This is a genomic window from Streptomyces sp. NPDC045678 (assembly GCF_056432085.1).
Window position 1 is genome coordinate 670058 of the sequence record NZ_JBWKJS010000004.1, and the last position, 20753, is coordinate 690810.

At 70.8% G+C, this 20753-nt stretch carries 18 protein-coding genes; 11 read left to right on the top strand and 7 right to left on the bottom strand.

Going from position 1 to position 20753, the window contains the following annotated elements; genetic code table 11:
- Positions 1 to 208: 208 nt before the first annotated feature.
- Entirely contained in the window at positions 209 to 2680 is a 2472-nt protein-coding gene (locus tag AC07DO_RS17435) for an ABC transporter permease (protein WP_479060733.1), read from the top strand.
- A 98-nt stretch (positions 2681 to 2778) separates the two neighbouring features.
- Here AC07DO_RS17435 and AC07DO_RS17440 read toward each other — a convergent pair whose 3' ends face one another.
- Positions 2779 to 3615: a helix-turn-helix transcriptional regulator gene (locus AC07DO_RS17440; RefSeq protein ID WP_479060734.1), complete on the bottom strand. Its 837-nt coding sequence runs from the start codon at positions 3613 to 3615 to the stop codon at positions 2779 to 2781.
- 193 nt (positions 3616 to 3808) lie between these two features.
- Between AC07DO_RS17440 and AC07DO_RS17445 the strand changes: the two genes are divergently transcribed.
- Together AC07DO_RS17445 and AC07DO_RS17450 are read left to right on the top strand one after the other, a co-directional pair.
- Complete coding sequence (locus tag AC07DO_RS17445) at positions 3809 to 5512, top strand: AMP-binding protein (protein WP_479060496.1); 1704 nt, start codon at positions 3809 to 3811, stop codon at positions 5510 to 5512.
- Complete coding sequence (locus AC07DO_RS17450; protein WP_479060497.1) at positions 5509 to 7131, top strand: AMP-binding protein; 1623 nt, start codon at positions 5509 to 5511, stop codon at positions 7129 to 7131. The genes AC07DO_RS17445 and AC07DO_RS17450 overlap by 4 nt, the downstream gene beginning before the upstream one ends.
- On the opposite strand, the gene AC07DO_RS17455 is transcribed toward AC07DO_RS17450, so the two are convergent.
- Positions 7109 to 7660 carry a GNAT family N-acetyltransferase gene (locus tag AC07DO_RS17455; protein WP_479060498.1) on the bottom strand — a complete coding sequence of 184 codons (552 nt, stop codon included), beginning with the start codon at positions 7658 to 7660 and terminating at the stop codon, positions 7109 to 7111. The genes AC07DO_RS17450 and AC07DO_RS17455 overlap by 23 nt on opposite strands.
- Before the next feature lie 108 nt (positions 7661 to 7768).
- Between AC07DO_RS17455 and AC07DO_RS17460 the strand changes: the two genes are divergently transcribed.
- Positions 7769 to 9118: an MFS transporter gene (locus tag AC07DO_RS17460; protein ID WP_479060500.1), complete on the top strand. Its 1350-nt coding sequence runs from the start codon at positions 7769 to 7771 to the stop codon at positions 9116 to 9118.
- On the opposite strand, the gene AC07DO_RS17465 is transcribed toward AC07DO_RS17460, so the two are convergent.
- The gene (locus AC07DO_RS17465) at positions 9105 to 9980 is read right to left on the bottom strand and encodes a hypothetical protein (RefSeq protein WP_479060501.1); all 876 of its coding nucleotides are present in this window, start codon (positions 9978 to 9980) and stop codon (positions 9105 to 9107) included. The genes AC07DO_RS17460 and AC07DO_RS17465 overlap by 14 nt on opposite strands.
- A 345-nt stretch (positions 9981 to 10325) precedes the next feature.
- On the opposite strand from AC07DO_RS17465, the gene gcl reads away from it, so the two are divergent.
- Positions 10326 to 12113 carry a glyoxylate carboligase gene (gcl, locus tag AC07DO_RS17470; RefSeq protein WP_479060502.1) on the top strand — a complete coding sequence of 596 codons (1788 nt, stop codon included), beginning with the start codon at positions 10326 to 10328 and terminating at the stop codon, positions 12111 to 12113.
- Between the two features lie 65 nt (positions 12114 to 12178).
- Here the strand turns inward: gcl and AC07DO_RS17475 are convergent, their stop codons facing one another.
- The 4 genes from AC07DO_RS17475 to AC07DO_RS17490 all read right to left on the bottom strand — a co-directional run bounded on the left by AC07DO_RS17475 (position 12179) and on the right by AC07DO_RS17490 (position 16427).
- A complete protein-coding gene (locus tag AC07DO_RS17475) occupies positions 12179 to 12313 on the bottom strand; it encodes a peptidoglycan-binding domain-containing protein (RefSeq protein ID WP_479060503.1) in 135 nt (44 codons plus the stop codon).
- Positions 12314 to 13010: 697 nt separating this feature from the next.
- A complete protein-coding gene (locus AC07DO_RS17480) occupies positions 13011 to 14468 on the bottom strand; it encodes a catalase (protein WP_479060504.1) in 1458 nt (485 codons plus the stop codon).
- Positions 14469 to 14643: 175 nt separating this feature from the next.
- Positions 14644 to 15534, bottom strand: a complete 891-nt coding sequence (locus AC07DO_RS17485) for a 2-hydroxy-3-oxopropionate reductase (protein WP_479060505.1) — start codon at positions 15532 to 15534, stop codon at positions 14644 to 14646.
- A gap of 53 nt (positions 15535 to 15587) precedes the next feature.
- Positions 15588 to 16427, bottom strand: a complete 840-nt coding sequence (locus tag AC07DO_RS17490) for a TIM barrel protein (protein ID WP_479060506.1) — start codon at positions 16425 to 16427, stop codon at positions 15588 to 15590.
- Positions 16428 to 16553: 126 nt separating this feature from the next.
- Between AC07DO_RS17490 and AC07DO_RS17495 the strand changes: the two genes are divergently transcribed.
- The 6 genes from AC07DO_RS17495 (at position 16554) to AC07DO_RS17520 (ending at position 20730) form a co-directional block, all read left to right on the top strand.
- Positions 16554 to 16832, top strand: a complete 279-nt coding sequence (locus AC07DO_RS17495) for a YkoF family thiamine-binding protein (protein WP_479060507.1) — start codon at positions 16554 to 16556, stop codon at positions 16830 to 16832.
- Positions 16829 to 17206 carry a helix-turn-helix domain-containing protein gene (locus AC07DO_RS17500; RefSeq protein ID WP_479060508.1) on the top strand — a complete coding sequence of 126 codons (378 nt, stop codon included), beginning with the start codon at positions 16829 to 16831 and terminating at the stop codon, positions 17204 to 17206. Before AC07DO_RS17495 ends, AC07DO_RS17500 begins: the two co-directional genes overlap by 4 nt.
- Positions 17207 to 17362: 156 nt before the next feature.
- A complete protein-coding gene (uraD, locus tag AC07DO_RS17505; RefSeq protein WP_479060510.1) occupies positions 17363 to 17878 on the top strand; it encodes a 2-oxo-4-hydroxy-4-carboxy-5-ureidoimidazoline decarboxylase in 516 nt (171 codons plus the stop codon).
- Positions 17875 to 18291: a hydroxyisourate hydrolase gene (gene uraH / locus AC07DO_RS17510; protein WP_479060511.1), complete on the top strand. Its 417-nt coding sequence runs from the start codon at positions 17875 to 17877 to the stop codon at positions 18289 to 18291. Before uraD ends, uraH begins: the two co-directional genes overlap by 4 nt.
- A gap of 5 nt (positions 18292 to 18296) precedes the next feature.
- Entirely contained in the window at positions 18297 to 19229 is a 933-nt protein-coding gene (gene pucL / locus AC07DO_RS17515) for a factor-independent urate hydroxylase (RefSeq protein ID WP_150186926.1), read from the top strand.
- Between the two features lie 67 nt (positions 19230 to 19296).
- Positions 19297 to 20730, top strand: coding sequence for a nucleobase:cation symporter-2 family protein (locus tag AC07DO_RS17520; protein ID WP_479060513.1), 1434 nt, complete (start codon positions 19297 to 19299; stop codon positions 20728 to 20730).
- The last annotated feature ends 23 nt before the right edge of the window (positions 20731 to 20753 follow it).

Below are 20753 nucleotides of genomic sequence, written 5' to 3' on the forward strand. Positions count from 1 at the left end.
TGAGTTGTGCGGTCGGCGGTGGGCTGGCTGGTGTTGACGGCCGGGTGAGTTGTGCGGTCGGCGGTGGGCTGGCTGGTGTTGACGGCCGGGTGAGTTGTGCGGTCGGCGGTGGGCTGGCCGGTGTTGACGGCCGGGAGAGTCGCGCCGCCTTCGCCGAGGACATCGCGGCCCGCATGACCAACCTGGAGGCGGCACCGTGCTGAGCGCCCTGCCGAGCACCATCCTCCGCACCCTCCGCCACCGCTGGCCCACGTTCGTCGGCAGCTTCGTCGCCCTCTCCCTGGGCGTCGCCCTGATCGCCGTCATGGGACTGGCCCTGGCCTCCTCGCAGGACGCGCCGCCCCGCGGGCCGGAGCGGTTCGCCGCCGCGCCCGTCGTCGTCAAGGGACAGGGCACCCTGACGGTGCCCACCTCGCTCCACGACCGCAGCCACAAGCTCGCGCGACCGCGCCCCGTCCCCGGCGCCGTGGTCGCGAAGTTGCGCCGCCTCGGGACCGTCGTCCAGGACCGGTCGTTCGCCGTGCGGACCGAGCGCGGCCCCGACGATCTGGTGGGCCACCCGTGGTCGACCGCGGCGTTCGCGCCGTACGAGCTCGACGCGGGCCGCGCGCCCCGCACCGCGGACGAGGTCGTCGTCAGCGGCGACTGGGCCCGTCCGGGCACCCGGCTGCGGACCGGCGGCGGCACGATGCGCGTCGTCGGCACGGTGACCGGACTCGGCTTCGAGAACGCCGTGTTCCACACCGACGCCCGCGCCGCCCAACTGTCGCCGCGCAGCCTCCAACTCGTGGTCGACGCCGACGCGGCAGCCGTACGGGACGTGGTGCGCGGCAGCGGCAACGGCGGTGGCGATGTCCGGGTTCTCACCGGTGACGCGCGCCGGTACGCCGACGCCGACCCCGACCGGGACAGCGAGGCGCTCACCGCGATGAACGCCATGTTCGGCACAGCGGGCGGCGTCTCCGGATTCGTGTCGGTGTTCGTCGTGGCGTCCACCTTCGCGTTCGCGGTGGCCCAGCGGCGCCGCGAGTTCGGGCTGCTGCGCACCGCGGGCGCCACCCCGGGGCAGATCCGGCGCATGGTCGTCTCCGAGGCGCTCGTGGTCGGCGTGCTCGCCTCGGCCGCGGGCTGCGTGCTCGGCTCCTACGGTGCGCCGAAGCTCGCCGAGTGGGCGGTCGACGAGAGGCTCGCGCCCCGCTGGTTCACCATCGGCGATCACACCTGGCCCTACCACGCGGCGTTCTGGACCGGGCTGCTCGTGGCCCTGTGCGGTGCGGTGGCCGCGTCCTGGCGTGCGGGTCGCACCGGCCCCACCGAAGCGCTGCGCGAGGTGTCCGTCGACACCCGGCCGATGACATGGGGCCGTTGGCTGGCCGGCTCGGTTCTCCTGGCCACCGCGGCGGTGACCCTGGTCCTGGCCCTGGTGACGGGACCGGGCGACCTGTTGCAGCGCAAGACCTATGTGAGCAGGCCCATGTTGCTGATCACCGCGGTCGCGCTGCTCGCGCCGGTGCTGGTACGGCCCCTGGTCCGGCTGCTCGCCCTGCTGCCGGCCCGGCTGCCGGGCGCGGGCGGGATGCTCGTACGGGAGAACGCCGCCGCCGGAGTGCGCCGTACCGCGGCCGTCGCCGCACCCGTGCTGGTCACGGTCGCGCTGGCCGGGTCGCTGCTGGGCGCGACGGCGATCCTCGGCGGGGCGAAGGCGACCGAGATACGGGAGCGGACGGCCGCCGACTTCGTGGTCACTCCGGCGGGCGACGCCGGGTTCGACGAGGCGACGCTGAAGCGGATCCGGGCCGTCCCCGACAGCACCGCGGTCTCGGCGAGCTCGTCGAGCGCCGTGTACGTCCTGGAGGACGGTGTGGCGCTCATCAGGTCCGATGCCAGAGCCGTCGAACCGGCACCGTTCGCCGCGACGGCCCGTCTCCCGCTGGCCGCGGGGAAGGTGAGCGATCTGGACGACGACTCGATCATCGTCAACGAGGAGTGGGCGGAGCACACCGTGGGGGAGCGGGTGGACGTGTGGCTCGGCGACGGCACGAGGAAGTCCCTGAAGGTCGCCGCCGTCATGACCACGGGCACCGGCGACAACGGCGTGTACGTCACCCCGCGCAACGCGCCCACGGCCCCCGTCGACCGGGTCGACGTACGCCTCGCGGCCGGTGCGGACCCGACCGCGGTGGCCTCGGGTCTGCGGCGGGCGGTGCGGATGTCGGGCGGGGAGGTGCTCACCAAGGACGCCTGGGTGCGGGCGACGTCCCCGGAGACCAACCGGACGACCCGGACGGGCCTCTACATGGTCCTCGGGATCGCCCTCCTCTACACGGGCATTTCCCTGGCCAACACGATGGTCATGGCGACCTCCGACCGGGTCCGCGAACTGACGGTGCTGCGGCTGGCCGGCGCCACCGGATGGCAGGTGCTGCGGCTGGTGGCCGCGGAGGCTCTGATGGTGGTCGTGGTCGGCGGGCTGCTGGGGGCCCTGGTCGCCGGGCTCAACCTGGTGGGCATGTGGGGCGCGCTGGGGCTGCTCTCGGTGTGGACGCCCATCGCGATCCCCTGGGCGACGCTCGGGGCGATCCTGTGCGCCTGCGCGGTGCTCGCCGTGCTCGCGGCGGTCGCGTCGGCCGGTCTGGCGCTGCGCCGTGGGGCGACTTCGATGGCGGGCGTACGTGAGTGACGTGCCGTGACATGACGTCTCGGGGGAGAGCGGCGGCATGGGACGTGCTCAACGCCCGCGCGGGGCGCCCGGAACTGGAGCCCCGCCGGGTGGGGTCCCTAGGGGAGCAGTCCCGCTCGGCGTGCCGCCACCACCGCCTCCAGGCGCGTGTGCGCCCCCAGTTTCCGCATGGCCGAGCGCAGATAGCCCTTCACGGTCTCCGGGCGCAGGCCGAGCCGTTCGGCGGCTGCCGCGTTCGTCACGCCGGTGGCCACGCAGGACAGCACGTCGACCTCGCGGGGAGCGAGGCCGACCGGGCGGTCCCGGGGGCGGTCCGGGACCAGCGTCGCCGATTCCAGGCGGCCGCACACCGCGAGGAGTTCGGCCCGGAGGGACGCGTCGGTGACCCGCGGGGCCAGCGCCCGCAGCGCACCGTGCGCCTCGCGCACCTGCTCCCACGCCCCCGGACCCGGCCCCGCACCCGGGCCCCCGCCCGGCTCCGCCACCGCCTCCCGCGCCGCCGCCAGCAGCGATCGCACCTCGTCCCGTACGACCAGCGCCTGTTCCACGTCGCGCGCCGCCGCCACCGCCGCCGACAGCGTCCGGTCGCCGAGCGGCTGGGCCGCGCGCAGCGCGCCGTACAGGACCCCGCGCACCCGGCGACGCACCACCACCGGCACCGCGAGCACCGACCGCAGGCCTTCCGCCGCGACCGCCGCGTCGTACTCGTGGCTGATGTGCCGCGACACGTGGTAGTCGGTGACCGCGCAGGGCCGTGACAGGGCGACCGCCTTGCCGCCCAGGCCGTTCCCGGACGAGATGGCGAGGCCGTGCAGCGCACGCGTACCCGTGCCGATCAGTTCGCCGATGCGGACCTGGCGCGGACCGTCGAGGAGACCGCCGAAGGCCACCGGGAGCCCCGTGCCGCGGCGCAGCCGCAGCAGAGCGGCCCGCATCTCCACCGTCTCGCCGCCGTCAGCCGACACGCGCCCGCCCTTTCACCTCGCGACACCCCCGTCCGGGGGTAGTGAGATCCGCCTCACGAATTACACGATGTTCCGTAGCGTCCGGCAATGAGTACGGCAGCACGGGCATCAGCACAACCGGCAGCAGAGTGATACGCCGCGAGCGCGGCGACTAGGGGTGCACATGACGACTGACGGCACGAGCGCCACGGAGCAGTTCCGTACCGCACGGGATTTCCTCCTGCGGCATCGAGAGGACTACGCCGCCGCGTACGAAGGCTTCGCCTGGCCGCGGCCCGAACGGTTCAACTGGGCGCTCGACTGGTTCGACGTCATCGCGGAGAACAACGACCGCACGGCTCTGCACATCGTCGAGGAGGACGGCACGGAGTCCCGCTGCTCCTTCGCGCACCTGTCCGCCCGTTCGAACCGCGTCGCCAACTGGCTGCGCGCGCGGGGCGTCCGCGCCGGTGACCGCGTCGTCGTCATGCTCGGCAACCAGGCCGAGCTCTGGGAGATCGCGCTCGCCGCGATGAAGCTGCGTGCCGTCGTCATCCCGGCGACGCCGCTCCTCGGCCCCGTCGACCTGCGCGACCGCATCGACCGCGGCCGCGCCCGGCACGTCGTCGTACGCCCCGAGGACACCGCCAAGTTCGACGACGTGCCCGGCGACTACACACGGATCGTCGTGGGCGGCGAGTGCGACGGGTGGATCTCGTACGCGGGTGCCGACGACGCCTCCTCCCACACCACCGCCGCCCCCGACGTCTTCGAGCCCGACGGCATCACCCTCGCCGACGACCCTCTGATGCTCTACTTCACCTCGGGCACCACCGCCCAGCCCAAGCTCGTCGAGCACACCCACGTCTCGTACCCCGTGGGCCACCTCGCCACGATGTACTGGATCGGGCTCAAGCCGGGCGACGTCCACCTGAACATCTCCTCGCCCGGCTGGGCCAAGCACGCCTGGTCGAACCTCTTCGCCCCGTGGAACGCCGAGGCGACGGTCTTCATCCACAACTACGGGCGCTTCGACGCCGGACGGCTCATGGCGGAGATGGACCGGGCCGGCGTCACGTCGTTCTGCGCGCCGCCCACCGTGTGGCGGATGCTCATCCAGGCCGATCTGACCCAGCTGCGCACCCCGCCGCGCGAGGTCGTCGCGGCCGGTGAGCCGCTCAACCCCGAGGTCATCGAGCAGGTGCGGCGCGACTGGGGCGTCACCATCCGCGACGGGTTCGGGCAGACCGAGACCGCCGTGCAGGTCGCCAACTCGCCAGGACAGCAGTTGAAGCCCGGCTCCATGGGCCGCCCCACCCCCGGCTTCGCCGTGGAGCTCCTCGACCCGGTGACCGGCGCGCACGGCGCCGCGGAGGGGGAGATCTCCCTGGACCTCGGTCCGGACCCGGTCGGCCTCATGGCCGGATACCACGGCGACCCCGAGCGCACGGCGCAGGCGATGGCCGGCGGCTACTACCGCACCGGCGACATCGGCTCGCGCGACGCCGACGGCTACATCACCTACGTCGGGCGCGCCGACGACGTCTTCAAGGCTTCCGACTACAAGATCTCCCCGTTCGAGCTGGAGAGCGCCCTCCTGGAGCACGAGGCGGTCGCCGAGGCCGCGGTCGTGCCCGCGCCCGACGCGGTACGGCTCGCCGTGCCCAAGGCGTACGTGGTGCTCGCCGACGGGTTCGAACCCGGCCCGGACACGGCGAAGCTCCTGTTCGAGCACTCGCGCGCGGTGCTCGCCCCGTACAAGCGGCTGCGCCGCATCGAGTTCGGCGCGCTCCCCAAGACCGTGTCGGGCAAGATCCGCCGCATCGAGCTGCGCGAGGCGACCGCCGCGGCTTCGGACGCGGAGTACCGCGAGGAGGACTTCCGGTGAGCGAGCAGTCCAGCAGCCTCTCCTACGCGCACGGAACGAGCGGCACGCCGCTCCTCGGCGACACCATCGGCCGGAACCTCGACCGGGCCGTCGCGGCCTGGCCCGACCGGGACGCGCTCGTGGACGTCACCGCCGGCACCCGCTGGACGTACGCCGAATTCGGCGCCGCCGTAGGTGAGTTGGCGCGTGCCTTCCTCGGGTCGGGCGTCGCCAAGGGGGACCGCGTCGGGATCTGGGCGGTGAACTGTGCCGAGTGGGTCCTCGTGCAGTACGCCACCGCCCGCATCGGCGCCATCATGGTCAACATCAACCCGGCCTACCGCGCCCACGAGTTGGAGTACGTGCTCAACCAGTCCGGCGTCTCCGTCCTGGTCGCCACGCAGACCCACAAGAGCAGCGACTACCGCGCGCTCGTCGACGAGGTGCGCCCCCGCTGCCCGCAACTGCGAGCCGTCCACTACATCGGGGACGACCGATCGTGGGACGCGCTGCTCGCCGCGGCCGGTGCGGCGGACGAAGGTGAACTCGCTGCGCGCGAAGCAGAGTTGAGCTGTGACGACCCCGTCAACATCCAGTACACCTCCGGCACCACCGGCTTCGCCAAGGGGGCCACGCTCTCCCACCACAACATCCTCAACAACGGCTACTGGGTGGGCCGCACCGTCGGCTACACCGAGCAGGACCGCGTCTGTCTGCCCGTGCCCTTCTACCACTGCTTCGGCATGGTGATGGGCAACCTCGGCGCCACCTCGCACGGCGCGTGCATCGTCATCCCCGCCCCGTCCTTCGACCCGGTCGCGACGCTGCACGCCGTCGAGCGGGAGCGCTGCACCTCGCTCTACGGCGTGCCGACGATGTTCATCGCCGAGCTGAACCTCGCCGACTTCGCGACGTACGACCTGAGTTCGCTGCGCACCGGCATCATGGCGGGCTCGCCCTGCCCGGTCGAGGTGATGAAGCGCGTCGTCGCCGAGATGCACATGGAGGAGGTCTCCATCTGCTACGGCATGACCGAGACCTCGCCCGTCTCCACGCAGACCCGCCGCGACGACGACCTGGAGCGCCGCACCGGCACGGTCGGCCGGGTCCTGCCGCACATCGAGGTCAAGGTCATCGACCCCGCGACCGGCGTGACGCTGCCGCGCGGCGCCTCCGGCGAATTGTGCACGCGCGGGTACAGCGTGATGCTCGGCTACTGGGACGAGCCGGAGCGGACCTCCGAAGTCATCGACTCCGGGCGCTGGATGCACACGGGGGACCTCGCGGTCATGCGCGAGGACGGATACGTCCAGATCGTCGGCCGCATCAAGGACATGATCATCAAGGGCGGCGAGAACATCTACCCCCGGGAGGTCGAGGAGTTCCTGTACGGCCACCCGAAGGTCGCGGACGTGCAGGTGGTGGGCGTCCCCGACGAGCGGTACGGGGAGGTGCCGCTGGCCTGCGTGATCGTGCGGGACCCCGACGACGTGCTCACGCTGGAGGAGCTCCAGGCGTACTGCAAGGGGCAGTTGGCCCACTACAAGATCCCGGCCGCCCTGCGGATCCTGGAGGCGTTCCCCATGACGGTCTCCGGGAAGGTCCGCAAGATCGAGCTCAGGGAGCGGTACGGGGAGTGACCGCGGCCTGCGTCAGGTCGCGGCGCATGCACAGGCGGGGCCAGCGGTCGAGGCCGAGCTCCGCCTCGTGGGCGCGGATGTCGCGGAGCGCCGGGGTGAGTTCGGTGTCCGCGAGCGGGCGGAAACCGATGCGGGCGTAGTACGGGGCGTTCCACGGGACGTCGGTGAACGTCGTCAGGGTCAGCGCGGTCGCACCCTCCTCGCGGGCGCGGTCCGCGGCGTACTCGATCAGCGCGCGTCCGACGCCGCGGCGGGCGGCGCGGGGATGCACGGTGACCTGCTCGATGTGGAGGGCGTGGGCGTCGGGGAGGGGGTCGGCGACGAGATACACGACGGGGGAACCGGAATCCCCGTCGTCGACGGCGACCCAGGCGTGGCCCGCGCGCCGGTAGCGGTCAAGCTCCTCGACCGTGGGCGGCTCGTCGTCCGCGATCGCGGCCATGCCGAGGGAGCGGAACGGCTCGCCCGCGGCGCGCTCGATGTCCTGGAGCGCGGGCAGTTCGGCGGCGGTGACGGGGCGGATGAGCATGGGGTGAGTATGACCCGGTCAAAATGTGTTGTGCGGCGGTGGGTCGAGCGGGGATCGTAGGCCGGTCCGTCATCAGGTGGGCCTTCCCGTCGATCCTCTGGGGTGCGTGTGCGTCTGTCCAAGGCCGGTGATGCCGAAGGGGCGGGGCGCGCCGAAGCCGGGGCCGCCGAGGTCGCCGAGACCGTCGAAGCCCGGGCCACCGGGGCCGCCGGGACCGTCGGGGCCGCCGGGGCCGCCGGGACGAAACCGCCCGGCCTGAGCCGGGGCATGGTGCTGCTGCTCGCCGTCACCTGTGGCGTGGCGGTCGGGAACGTCTACTTCCCGCAGGCCGTGAGTCCCCTGGTCGCCGACGGCCTGAACGTCTCGGCCGACACCGCGGCGCTCGTCGTGACCGCCACGCAGTTCGGGTACGCGGGCGGCATCTTCCTCCTCGTACCGCTCGGCGACCGCATCCCGTACCGGACGCTCATCGTCACGCTCCTCTCCCTCACCGGCCTGGGCCTGCTCGGCGCGGCCGCCGCACCGGGGATCTCACCGTTGATCGCCGCGAGCGTCCTCGTCGGTGTCACCACCGTCGTGGCGCAGGTCATCGCGCCGACGGCGGCGGGGCTCGTACCGGAGGAAAAGCGCGGCGCCGTCGCGGGCACGCTCCTGAGCGGGTCGATCGGCGGGATGCTGCTCTCCCGTGTCTTCGGCGGGACGGTGGGGGAGTGGCTGGGCTGGCGTGCGCCGTACCTGCTGACATCGGTGGTCGCGCTGCTCATCGCGTGCGTACTGGCACGTGCGCTGCCCCGGTCGACGGCGCCCTCCCGGCAGCGCTACCCCGCTCTGCTCGCCGAGTCCCTGCGGCTCCTGCGCACCGAGCCCGACCTGCGCCGCTCCGGCTTCTACCAGGCGATGATCTTCGGCGGCTTCTCCGCTCTGTGGACCGGCGTCGCGCTGCTCATGACGGGGCCGGAGTACGGTCTCGGGGCCTCGGCGGTCGGCGTGCTCGCGCTGGTCAACGCGGCGACCATGGTCTGCACGCCGGTCGCGGGGCGGCAGGTGGACCGCCGGGGTTCCGACGCGGTCAACCTGGTTTGCATGGTCGCGGTCCTGGTGGCCTCCGCCGTCCTGTTCGCGGGCGGCCTCGGCGGGGCGGTGGGGCTCGCGGCCCTCGCGGTGGGATCGCTGCTGCTCGACGTCGCGATGCAGTCCGGCACGGTCGCCAACCAGGTACGGATATTCGGCCTCAGCGACGAGGCGCGGGCCCGCCTCAACACGGCCTACATGACCTGCGCCTACCTGGGCGGAAGCGTCGGTTCGTGGTTGTCGGTGCACGCGTACGGAGCCTTCGGGTGGCCGGGCGTGTGCGGTCTGGTCGCCCTGCTGACGACGCTGGCCCTGCTCCGCCACGTCGCCCATCTGCGGGGAGCCGCACGCCCCGGCGCCGCGGGACGGTCCCTCACGCGCCCGTAGCCACCAGCTCGTCCGCCGCTCCGTTCACCGGCTGCGGCGTGCCGGTCGCGTCCATCGTGAAGAGGGGGACGCCGAGGGAGTCGGCGCGCGTGCGGGCCTCGGACGTGTAGCCGGACAGGGAGAAGAACGCGCACGCCACGGGGGTGTCGTCCGCCTCCGTCAGCGCGGTCAGCCACAGGCACTCGATGTCCCGCAGAGTGGTGGGCCGCAACGCCGGCTCGACCTGCGCCAGCATGCCGCGCGCGGAGATCCGGGACCCCGAGGGCGGGCGGCGGGCGGCGCTGCGGGTGTTCAGGTATCCGAGCCAGCGCAGGTACAGCGCGGCCACGGTGACGGCGTCGCGCGCGTCGCGGATCGTGACGGGGCGGAAGGCGGGGCGGGGGCGTGGAGCGGTGCGCGGCAGGGGGATGTGGGCGGGATGACCGGGCGGCCTCCCACCCCCACCGACCGGACCCTCGCTCCCTTCCCCTTCGACCACGCCCGCTTCCACCCCGCCGTCGAGCTCAGTCCCGGCGCCCGCTTCCGCCCCGGCGTCAGGCTCAGCCCCGGCACCCGCCTCCGTCTCGCTTCCCGCGTCCGACCCGGCGCTCGCCCCGGCCCCCGCCACCGCCACCGGAACCCGAAGTACCGCCCCGCACGGGCAGTCCAGCTCCGGCTGTGGCCAGTGGTCCTCGGTGCCGCACGTCTCACAGCGTGCCGTGACCCATTCCTCCGCCCAGGTCCGGTCCGTGACGCGCTCCGCGGCCGCGTCCCGTGACACCTGTGGGGCCACAGGGGTGCCGCACGCGCACGGGTAGGACGGCGGGGCGTACAGGTGCTCGTGCCCGCACTCCGGGCACCGTATCGGCACTGTCGGGACCATCGGCACGCCACTCTCCGTCACCGCCACCGTCATCACCCAGGGTCGCCCCCCATCCTCCACCCAAGCGGTGCCCGGCGGCTGGCAGTTGGGTCAATGCCGGAGGACCGAAGCACCAAAGCGCCGCAGCACCAAAGCACCGGAGCCCAGGAGCCGGGGCCCCCGGGGCTTTTCTCCCTGTCTCTCTTGACGCTGTCCGACACCCCCGCTTACATTGCTTCCATATAGCAGAACTAAATTTCCACAATGCGGAAACACAAGCTCACCGCGGGGCGCGACGGGAGCCGGATCCGCCAGCCGAATCCGGCAGCCGAAAAGCTGTCGTAGCTGTCGAAGCAGGAGAACCCCATGGCTCGTATGACCGCTGCCCGCGCGGCAGTTGAGATCCTCAAGCGCGAAGGCGTCGTCAACGCGTTCGGTGTGCCGGGCGCCGCGATCAACCCCTTCTACAAGGCGCTCAAGGAGGGCGGTGGCATCGACCACACCCTCGCCCGCCACGTCGAGGGCGCCTCGCACATGGCCGAGGGCTACACCCGGACCAACCCGGGCAACATCGGAGTCTGCATCGGTACGTCGGGTCCGGCCGGCACCGACATGATCACCGGCCTGTACTCCGCGACCGGCGACTCGATCCCGATCCTCTGCATCACGGGCCAGGCGCCGACGCACCTGCTCCACAAGGAGGACTTCCAGGCCGTCGACATCGCGACGATCGCCAAGCCGGTGACGAAGATGGCCGTCACCGTCCTGGAGGCCGCGCAGGTTCCCGGCATCTTCCAGCAGGCGTTCCACCTGATGCGCTCGGGCCGCCCCGGCCCGGTCCTCATCGACCTGCCGATCGACGTCCAGCAGACGGAGATCGAGTTCGACCCGGAGACGTACGAGCCGCTGCCGGTCTACAAGCCGTCCGCGACCCGCGCCCAGATCGAGAAGGCGATCACCTTCCTGGTCGAGTCCGAGCGTCCGCTGATCGTCGCGGGCGGCGGCATCATCAACGCCGACGCCTCCGACCTCCTGGTCGAGTTCGCGGAGATCACCAACACGCCGGTCGTGCCGACCCTGATGGGCTGGGGCACGATCCCCGACGACCACGACCTGAACGCGGGCATGGTCGGCCAGCAGACCGGCCACCGCTACGGCAACGCGACGTTCCTGGAGTCGGACTTCGTCCTCGGCATCGGCAACCGCTGGGCCAACCGCCACACCGGCTACGCGCTGGACGTGTACACCGAGGGCCGCACGTTCGTCCACGTCGACATCGAGCCGACCCAGATCGGCAAGATCTTCGCGCCGGACTACGGGATCGCCTCCGACGCCAAGGCCGCCCTCGAACTCTTCGTCGAGGTCGCCAAGGAGCTCAAGGCGGCCGGCAAGCTGCCCGACCGCTCCGCGTGGGTCGCCTCCCACCTGGAGCGCAAGGAGACCCTGCAGCGCCGTACGCACTTCGACGACATCCCCATGAAGCCGCAGCGCGTCTACGAGGAGATGAACAAGGCGTTCGGCAAGGACACGCGGTACGTCACGACGATCGGTCTCTCGCAGATCGCCGGCGCACAGATGCTGCACGTCTACAAGCCGCGCCACTGGATCAACTGCGGCCAGGCGGGCCCGCTCGGCTGGACCATCCCGGCCGCGCTCGGCGTCGCGAAGGCGGACCCGGACACGCAGGTCGTCGCCCTCTCCGGTGACTACGACTTCCAGTTCATGATCGAGGAGCTGGCGGTCGGCGCGCAGCACCGCATCCCGTACGTCCACGTGCTCGTGAACAACGCGTACCTGGGCCTGATCCGTCAGGCGCAGATCGGTCTGGACATCAACTTCCAGGTCAACCTGGAGTTCGAGAACCAGAACAGCCCGGAGCTCGGCGTCTACGGCGTCGACCACGTCAAGGTCGCCGAGGGCCTCGGCTGCAAGGCGATCCGCGTGACCGACCCGAACGAGCTGGGCACGGCCCTCGAGCAGGCCAAGAAGCTGGCCCAGGAGTACCGGGTGCCGGTCGTCGTCGAGGCGATCCTGGAGCGCATCACCAACATCTCGATGAGCCCGACGGCCGACATCAGCGCGGTCAAGGAGTTCGAGGAACTCGCGACGGAGCCGGGCCACGCGCCCACGGCGATCCGCCCGCTGAAGGTCTGACACCGGCCTGCCCACCGACTGGGGCGGTCCACCCGTGGGGGGTGGGCCGCCCCTTCGGCGTGCGCTCAGGCGGACCGGAACAGCCGCCAGGTCTTCGGGCCGACGGTGCCGTCCACCGGGAAGCTCGGGTGGTACGAACGGCAGAGGGCCTGCGCCCGCCGCACCGCGGAGTAGGCAGCGGCCCCGAAGTCACCGTCCACAGCCGGCGGTGAAGCCCTCGTGACCCCCGCTCTTCTTCCGGTGGACGCCGCGTCCCGCGGCGGGTGACGGCGAGCTTGCGGACGGACATCAGGCCGCGACCTGGTCCAGCGGCGCTGCCAGAACAGGACGACGCCGGCACGCGGACGTTGATGTCGGCACGGTTCGCGGTGGCCCGCGCGTAGCTGAAGGGGCCGGGCCAGTAGGAGACGATCCCGTACGGGATCGTCGTGTAGGGGCGGGCGCTGCCGTAGCAGCGGGGGCGTGCGTACGCAGAAGAGCGGCGAGTACGGGGACCGTCCCGTGCTCGCCGCTCCGGCTCAGCTGCCCTGTGGGCCACGAAAGGGCCTGTGGGGCTGTGAAGTTGTAGCCGCCCGACCGCGCGCGACTGGCGGAACATGCATACGCGCTGCCGGACGGAGTCTGGAGGCCCCCGGTGGGGGGCGTCGGCGGGGACCGCGGCGGTTGCGACGGGCCGGGGATTCCCCTCCCTCAGGTCGAGAAGGGAGTCCGTCGGACCTTTACCACCGCACTGGCTCGCAGAGCCGCCGCGGACCCGTGCCTGTCCGCCGGAGCGGACTGCCCGCGGTGCGCACGGGACCACCCCTCATCCGGGTCCGTGGCGGTGCGGGCTCAGCACCGGTGAGTCGACCTCCCGTCAACTCACCGGCGCAGCCTGGGAGTTACTGCGACACTCGCTCAGTCCTCGCGCAGGGCGCGGACCGCTTCCTCGACGCGCTTGCCGTAGTCGGCGTCGGCGGCGTGGAAGTGGGCGAGGTTCTTCTCGATGACGTCGTCGCGGGAGACCTGCGAGAGGCCGCCGGCGATGTTCGCCACCAGACGGGACTTCTCGTCCTCGGACATCAGGCGGTAGAGCTCACCGGCCTGGAAGAAGTCGTCGTCCTTGGTGTGGGTCGCGGCCTCGTGCGTGCCGGTGTAGCCCGCGACGGCGAGCGGCGCCGCCAGCGGCTGACCCGTCTCGACGGGACCGTCGTAGGAATTGGGCTCGTAGTTCTTGCGGTCGCGGCCGTACGCGTTGGACGCCATCAGGCCGTCGCGGCCGTAGTTGTCGGCCTTGGTCGCCCTGGGCGCGTTCACCGCGAGCTGGGTGTGGTTGACGCCCAGGCGGTAGCGGTGCGCGTCCGCGTAGGCGAACAGGCGGCCCTGGAGCATCTTGTCGGGGGAGGGGCCGATGCCAGGAACGAAGTTGTTCGGGGAGAAGGCGGCCTGCTCGACCTCGGCGAAGACGTTGTCGGGGTTGCGGTCCAGGACCAGGCGGCCCACGCGCTGGAGCGGGTAGTCCTTGTGCGGCCACACCTTGGTGAGGTCGAACGGGTTGAAGCGGTAGTCGGCCGCCTCCGCCGCCGGCATGATCTGCACGTGCAGCGTCCAGGACGGGTTCACGCCGCGCTCGATGGCCTGCAGCAGGTCCGTCTGGTGCGAGTTGGGGTCCTTGCCCGCGGTCTCGGCGCCCTGCTCGGCGGAGAGGCAGCGGATGCCCTGGTTCGTCTTGAAGTGGTACTTGACGAAGAAGGCCTCGCCCTTGGCGTTCTTCCACTGGTACGTGTGCGAGCCGTAGCCGTTCATGTGACGGTACGAGGCGGGGATGCCGCGGTCGCCCATGAGCCAGGTGATCTGGTGCGTCGCCTCGGGGGCGTGCGCCCAGAAGTCCCAGACGTTGTCCGGCTCCTGCTTGCCCGTGAACGGGTCGCGCTTCTGGGAGTGGATGAAGTCCGGGAACTTCAGCGGGTCCTTGATGAAGAAGACCGGGGTGTTGTTGCCGACGAGGTCGTAGTTGCCCTCTTCGGTGTAGAACTTCAGCGCGAAGCCACGGGGGTCACGGACGGCGTCCGCGCCGCCCAGGTTGTCCGCCACGGTCGAGAAGCGCAGGAAGACCTCCGTGCGCTTGCCGATCTCGCTGAGGAAGTCGGCGTGGGTGAAACCGGTGACGTCGTCGGTCACCTCGAAGTAGCCGTACGCACCCGAGCCACGGGCGTGCACCACACGCTCCGGGATGCGCTCACGGTTGAAGCGGGCGAGCTTCTCCAGCAGGTGCTGGTCCTGCAGGAGGATCGGGCCACCGACGCCGGCGGTGGCGGAGTTCTGGTTGTCGGCGACGGGGGCGCCGGACTCGGTCGTAAGCACGCGCTTCGACATCGTGACCTTCCGTGCTGTGACTGCTGAGGTGTTCGGAGCGTAAGGACCCCTGAACTGCTACGTCAACAGTTTGTTGAAGTTGATGAAGGAGTTCCGGGCCGCGGCGACGCCTGGGCGCGACAGGACAGGTGTCAGCGCCGCCACGGCCCGGAAGTTGGGGGGAGCTCTGGAAGGGCTAGAGCTCGGCGCCCGAGAGGCGCTCGACGGAGCGCAGCAGGGCGGAGTGGTCGAGGCCGCCGTCACCCTGGGTGCGCAGCGAGGCGACGAGCTGGGCGACGACCGCGCCGACGGGCAGGGCGGCGCCGACGTTGCGGGCGGCGTCGGTGACGATGCCCATGTCCTTGTGGTGCAGGTCGATCCGGAAGCCGGGCTTGAAGTCCCGGTTCAGGAAGTTGTCCTTCTTGCGGGTCAGCACGGTCGAGCCCGCGAGCCCCCCGTTCAGGACGTCGAGCGCGGCCTTCAGGTCCACACCGGACTTCTCCAGGAAGACCACGGCCTCGGCGCACGCCTGGATGTTGACGGCGACGATGAGCTGGTTGGCGGCCTTCACGGTCTGGCCCGAGCCGTGCGGACCGCACAGCACGATGGTCTTGCCCAGAGCCTCGAGGAGCGGCTTGGCCTCGTCGAAGTCGGCCTGCTCGCCGCCGACCATGATGGAGAGCACGGCCTCGATCGCGCCGGCCTCGCCACCGGAGACGGGGGCGTCCAGGACGCGCAGGCCCTTCTCCTTGGCGGCCTTGGCCAGGTCCACGGAGGTCTGCGGGGTGATCGACGACATGTCGACGATCAGCGCGCCGGACCTCGCGTTCTCCAGGATGCCGTCGGGACCGTACGCGATGGCCTCGACCTGCGGGGAGGCGGGCACCATCGTCACGATGACGTCGGCGTCCCTCACGGCCTCGGCGATGGACTTGGCGGCCGTGCCGCCGGCCGCGGCCAGCCGGTCCAGCTTGTCCTGCTCCAGGGTGAAGCCGGTGACGGAGTAACCCGCCTTGATCAGGTTCTCGGACATGGGCGAGCCCATGATGCCGAGGCCGATCCACGCGATCTTGGGGAGGTTGCTCATGAGGGTGCCTCTCTTACGGCTCTAAAGCGTGTTCTACGTCGATGAGGTGGCGCTCAGCGCGCGGCGCGGGCCTCGGCGGGCAGCCAGCCGAAGGCCTCGGTGCTCGGGGCGTCGCCCGGCTTGTACTCCAGGCCGACCCAGCCCTCGTAGCCGGTCTTCTTGAGCTGGTCGAGCAGGGCCTCCAGCGGCAGCGACCCCGTCCCGGGGGCCCCGCGGCCGGGGTTGTCCGCGATCTGCACGTGGCCGGTCTTGGCGGCGTACCGCTCGATGACCGACGGCAGGTCCTCGCCGTTCATGGACAGGTGGTACAGGTCCATGAGGAACTTCGCGTTGCCGAGGCCGGTGGCCGCGTTCACCTTGTCCACGATCTCGATCGCCTTGGGGGCGCTCACGATCGGGCAGAGCGGCGACTCCGGCTTGTTCAGCGCCTCGATCAGCAGGATCGCACCGACGCGGTCGGCCTCGCGGGCCGCGAGCACCAGGTTCTCCAGGGCGAGTTCGTCCTGTGCGGCCGGGTCCACGCCGTCGACGCGGTTGCCGTACAGCGCGTTCAGCGCCGTGCAGCCGAGCGACTTCGCGAAGTCCGCCGCCACCGCGAGGTTGGCGCGGAACTTCTCGCTCTCCTCGCCGGGGATCGACAGGGCGCCGCGGTCCGGACCGGGCAGTTGCCCCGCGTAGAAGTTCAGGCCCACCAGCCGCACGCCCGCGTCCTCGATCGCCTTCTTCAGGGCGTCGAGCTCGGACTGCTCGGGGGTGGGGGCGTCGACCCAGGGCCACCACAGCTCGACCGCGCCGAAGCCCGCCTTCGCGGCGGCCGCGGGGCGCTCCAGGAGCGGGAGCTCGGTGAAGAGGATCGACAGGTTCACATCGAAGCGCTGGTCGGAGTATCCCATGGGGCTTCCGCGCTCCTTCCGTATTGCGGAAGTTCATTTCTGTCTGGTGGAAGACTGCCTCCGATTCGCGGAAGCTGTCAAGAGGGGGCTGCCGAAAATTCCGACGGCGGCGTTAGGTTGTTGGGCGTGCGATTGAGAGTGGAGTTCACGACCGAACCCTTCGACCTCGACGAGGCCCCCGCGCATGCGGTGGTGGCTCGTGAGGTCATCCAGGGGGCCCCGCTGGACACCGTGGACGTAGGTCCGTTCGGCAATACGGCCGAGGGCGACGTCGACGCGGTGCTCAATGCCGTCGACGCGATGCTGCGCCGGTCCCTGGGGGCGGGCGCCACCCGCGTCTCGCTCCAGGTCAACGTGATCGGCGAGCCGGCGGGGCCGGCGGACCCGGGGGAGGCGGATAAGTGACCGGTTTCGGGGACGACCCCTTCGTCACCGCGGTGAAACCGCTGGTGGACGCCATGGGCGGCGAGATGGTGCCGCCCGACCAGGCGGGGACCGACGACGTCGTGCTCGCCTGGGAGGGCGAGGACGTGGTGGCCGTGCGGCTGCCGCAGCTCGCCGACTCGCTGGACCACATCCTGCTCGCCCTGGAGCGGAAGCGGGGTCGGCCCCTGTCCGAGCTGGACCGCAAGGCGAAACAGGAGGTCGTCCGGATACTGGAGGCGCGCGGCGCCTTCTCCGTCCGGCACGGTGTCGAGACGGTGGCGGGAGCGCTCGGCGTCAGCCGTTTCACCGTTTACAACTACCTGAACAGGGAGAACGCCGCCAAGAGCGAGTAATTCACCCCCTGTGGTCACGCTGCGCGGCCGAGCCGTCACCCGTATTGCCGGGTGACGGCTTCTTTGTTCAAGTTATTTCAACAAAGTGTTGACGCTGCGTTGTTGAAGGTCTTAGCTGTTCCGCAGCCCGTCCAGCACAAGGCCACGGAGGCTCCCGTGACTTCGAGTACGACACCGGGCATTGCCCGGTTCAACGCCTTGGAGGAGGCCGCGGCCACCGCCGCCCTCCACGAGGCCTGCGCCTCTTCGGCCTGGGGAAGCAAGCTGCTTGCCCAGCGCCCCTTCCCCACCGTCGAAGCCCTCTTCGCTGCGAGCGACGCCGCCATGGCCGAGCTCACCGCCGAGGATCTGGCCGAGGCGATGGCGGGGCACCCACCGATCGGCCGCCCGAAGCCGGGGGACCCGACCTCCGCCCGCGAACAGCGCGGCATGGCCGGGGCCTCCGAGGAGCTCAAGGCCGAACTGCTCGAACTGAACCTGGCCTACCAGGAGAAGTTCGGTCACGTCTTCCTGATCTGCGCGACCGGCGCGACCGCCGAGTTCATGCTCGGCCAGCTCAAGATCCGGATCGAGAACGAGGCGGAGGGAGAGCGCGAGATCGTCCGCAGCGAACTGGGCAAGATCAACCGCATCCGCCTGACCCGCCTCGTAGAAGAAGGAAACGACGCATGAGCACGGAAACGACCGCCTCGGTGTCCACGCACATCCTGGACACCAGCATCGGCCGCCCCGCCGAGGGCGTCGCCATCTCCCTGTCCGCCCGCGGCGGAGCGGGCGAGGAGTGGAAGGCGCTCGGCGGCAGCGCGACCGACGCGGACGGGCGGTGCAAGGACCTGCCGGCCCTGCCGGAAGGCACCTCGCACGTACGCCTCGACTTCGAGACCGAGGCGTACTTCGTGGCCAGGCAGAACACGCAGAACAAGCAAGCCGAGGCGCAGCAGGACGCCCCCGCGAATCGGGACAGCGGTGCGACCGGAGCGTTCTTCCCGGAGGTGGCGATCACGTTCGCCGTCAAGCCGGGCGAGCACTACCACGTACCGCTGCTGCTCAACCCGTTCGGCTACTCCGTTTACCGAGGGAGCTAGCAGACATGCCCACCATTCTGGGACAGAACCAGTACGGCAAGGCTGAGAACCGGGTCGTAAAGATCACGCGGGACGGCGACACCCATCACATCAAAGACCTGAACGTCTCCGTCGCCCTCTCCGGCGACCTGGACGACGTCCACTACAACGGCTCGAACGCCAACTGCCTGCCGACGGACACGACGAAGAACACCTGCTTCGCGTTCGCCAAGGAGTACGGCATCGAGTCCGCCGAGCAGTACGGCATCCACCTCGCCCGGCACTTCGTGGACAGCCAGCCCTCGATCCACCGCGCGCGGATCCGGATCGAGGAGTACTCCTGGGAGCGCATCGGCGGCTCCGACAGCAACGCCAAGTTCATCGGCGCCGACGAGGTCAACCACTCCTTCGTCCGCAAGGGCCAGGAGACGCGGCTCGCCCAGATCACCTACGACGGCGAGAACTTCGAGGTCCTCTCGGGGCTGAAGGACCTGACCGTGATGAACTCCACGAACTCCGAGTTCTGGGGCTTCATCAAGGACAAGTACACGACCCTCCAGGAAGACTACGACCGCATCCTCGCCACCTCCCTGTCCACCTGGTGGCGGCACAACTGGACCAACGACGAGCAGCGCATGCCGAGTTGGGAGCGGAGTTACGAGCAGGCGAAGAAGCACATCCTGCACGCCTTCGTGGAGACCTACTCCCTCTCGCTCCAGCAGACGCTGTACCAGATGGGCTCGCGGGTCATCAACAACCGCAGCGAGATCGACGAGATCCGCTTCTCCGCGCCCAACAAGCACCACTTCCGTCAGGACCTCTCGCCCTTCGGCCTCGACAACGAAGCCAAGGACGGAGCCGTCTACTACGCCGCCGACCGCCCGTACGGCCTCATCGAGGCCACGATCCTGCGGGACGGCGTCGAGCCGAAGATCCCGGTCGACATGACCAACCTCTGACGCGGGATGCGCGCCCCCGCCCCACCGCAGTGGGCGGGGGCGCGCCACACCGGAGGGAACATCCGCAATGGCACAGCCTGCAAAGGGGCCGGCAGCAGCCGAAGGCCCGTGTTCCACCCCATCGGACACAGCCGAAACAGCTGACGAGCAGTCAACCTTCGACTGTCATCCGGTGGATGAGAAGCTCCACCCCTCGCGGCTCGTCCCCGCCGCACTCCAGCACATCGCCGCCATGTACGCGGGTGTGGTCACCCCTCCGCTCATCATCGGCCAGGCCTGCGGCCTGGACACCGTGGCCCAGACCAGGCTGATCGCCGCAGGTCTGCTGATCGCCGGTCTCGCCACCATCCTGCAGACCCTCGGCGTCAAGGGCTTCGTCGGCAACCGCCTGCCGTTCGTCAACGCCGCCTCCTCGGCGGGCATCGCGCCCATCCTCGCCATCGCCGAGACCAACGCCAAGGGCGACCAACTCCCCGCGATCTACGGCGCGGTGATGGTCGCGGGTGTCTTCTGCCTCGCCGTCGGACCCTTCTTCGGCAAGCTGCTCCGCTTCTTCCCGCCGCTCGTCACCGGCGTCGTCATCACCCTCATCGGCGTCACGCTGATGCCCGTGCCCGTGAAGTGGGCGCAGGGCGGCGACGAGACCGCCCCGACGTTCGGCGACACGAAGTACCTCGCGCTCGCCGCCTTCACGCTCGTCGTGATCCTGCTCTTCCAGCGCTTCGGACGCGGCTTCCTCAAGCAAGTCGCCCTGCTGGCAGGGATGTTCATCGGAACGCTCGCCGCGATCCCGTTCGGCATGGCCGACTTCACATCGGTGCAGACGGCCCCGCTCGCCGCCCTGCCCACGCCGTTCGCCTCCGGCGCCCCCGTCTTCCAGCCCGCCGCGATCCTCTCGCTCTGCATCGTGATGCTGGTCCTGATGACCGAGTCCGCGGCCGGCATGCTCGCCCTCGGCGAGATCTGCGAGCGCAGGACCGACGGCAGGACCATCACCCGAGGCCTGCGCACGGACGGCATCGCCACCCTGGTCGGACCCGTCTTCGGCGGCTTCCCCACCTCGGCCTTCGCGCAGAACGTCGGCGTGGTCTCACTGACCCGCGTACGCAGCCGCTACGTCGTCGCGGTCGCGGGCGGCGCGCTCATCGTGCTCGGCGCCTTCCCGGTGCTCGGCGCCGTCGTGAACGTCGTCCCCATGCCGGTCCTCGGCGGTGCGGGCATCGTCCTCTTCGGCTCCATCGCGGTCAGCGGCATCCGTACGCTCTCCGAGGCGGGCCTCGACGACAGCTCCAACATCATCCTGGTGGCCGTGGCGCTCGGCGCGGGCATCATCCCGCTCGCCGCCCCCACCTTCTACGCGGAGTTCCCCGCCTGGGCGCAGACCGTGCTCGGCTCCGGCATCAGCGCCGGCGCGCTCGTCGCGGTCACGCTCAACCTGTTCTTCCACCATCTCGGCACCCGCGGCAGCGCAGAAGCCGCCGCGGCACTCAAATCTTCCTAGGGTCATGCCGTGCCCACATCGCA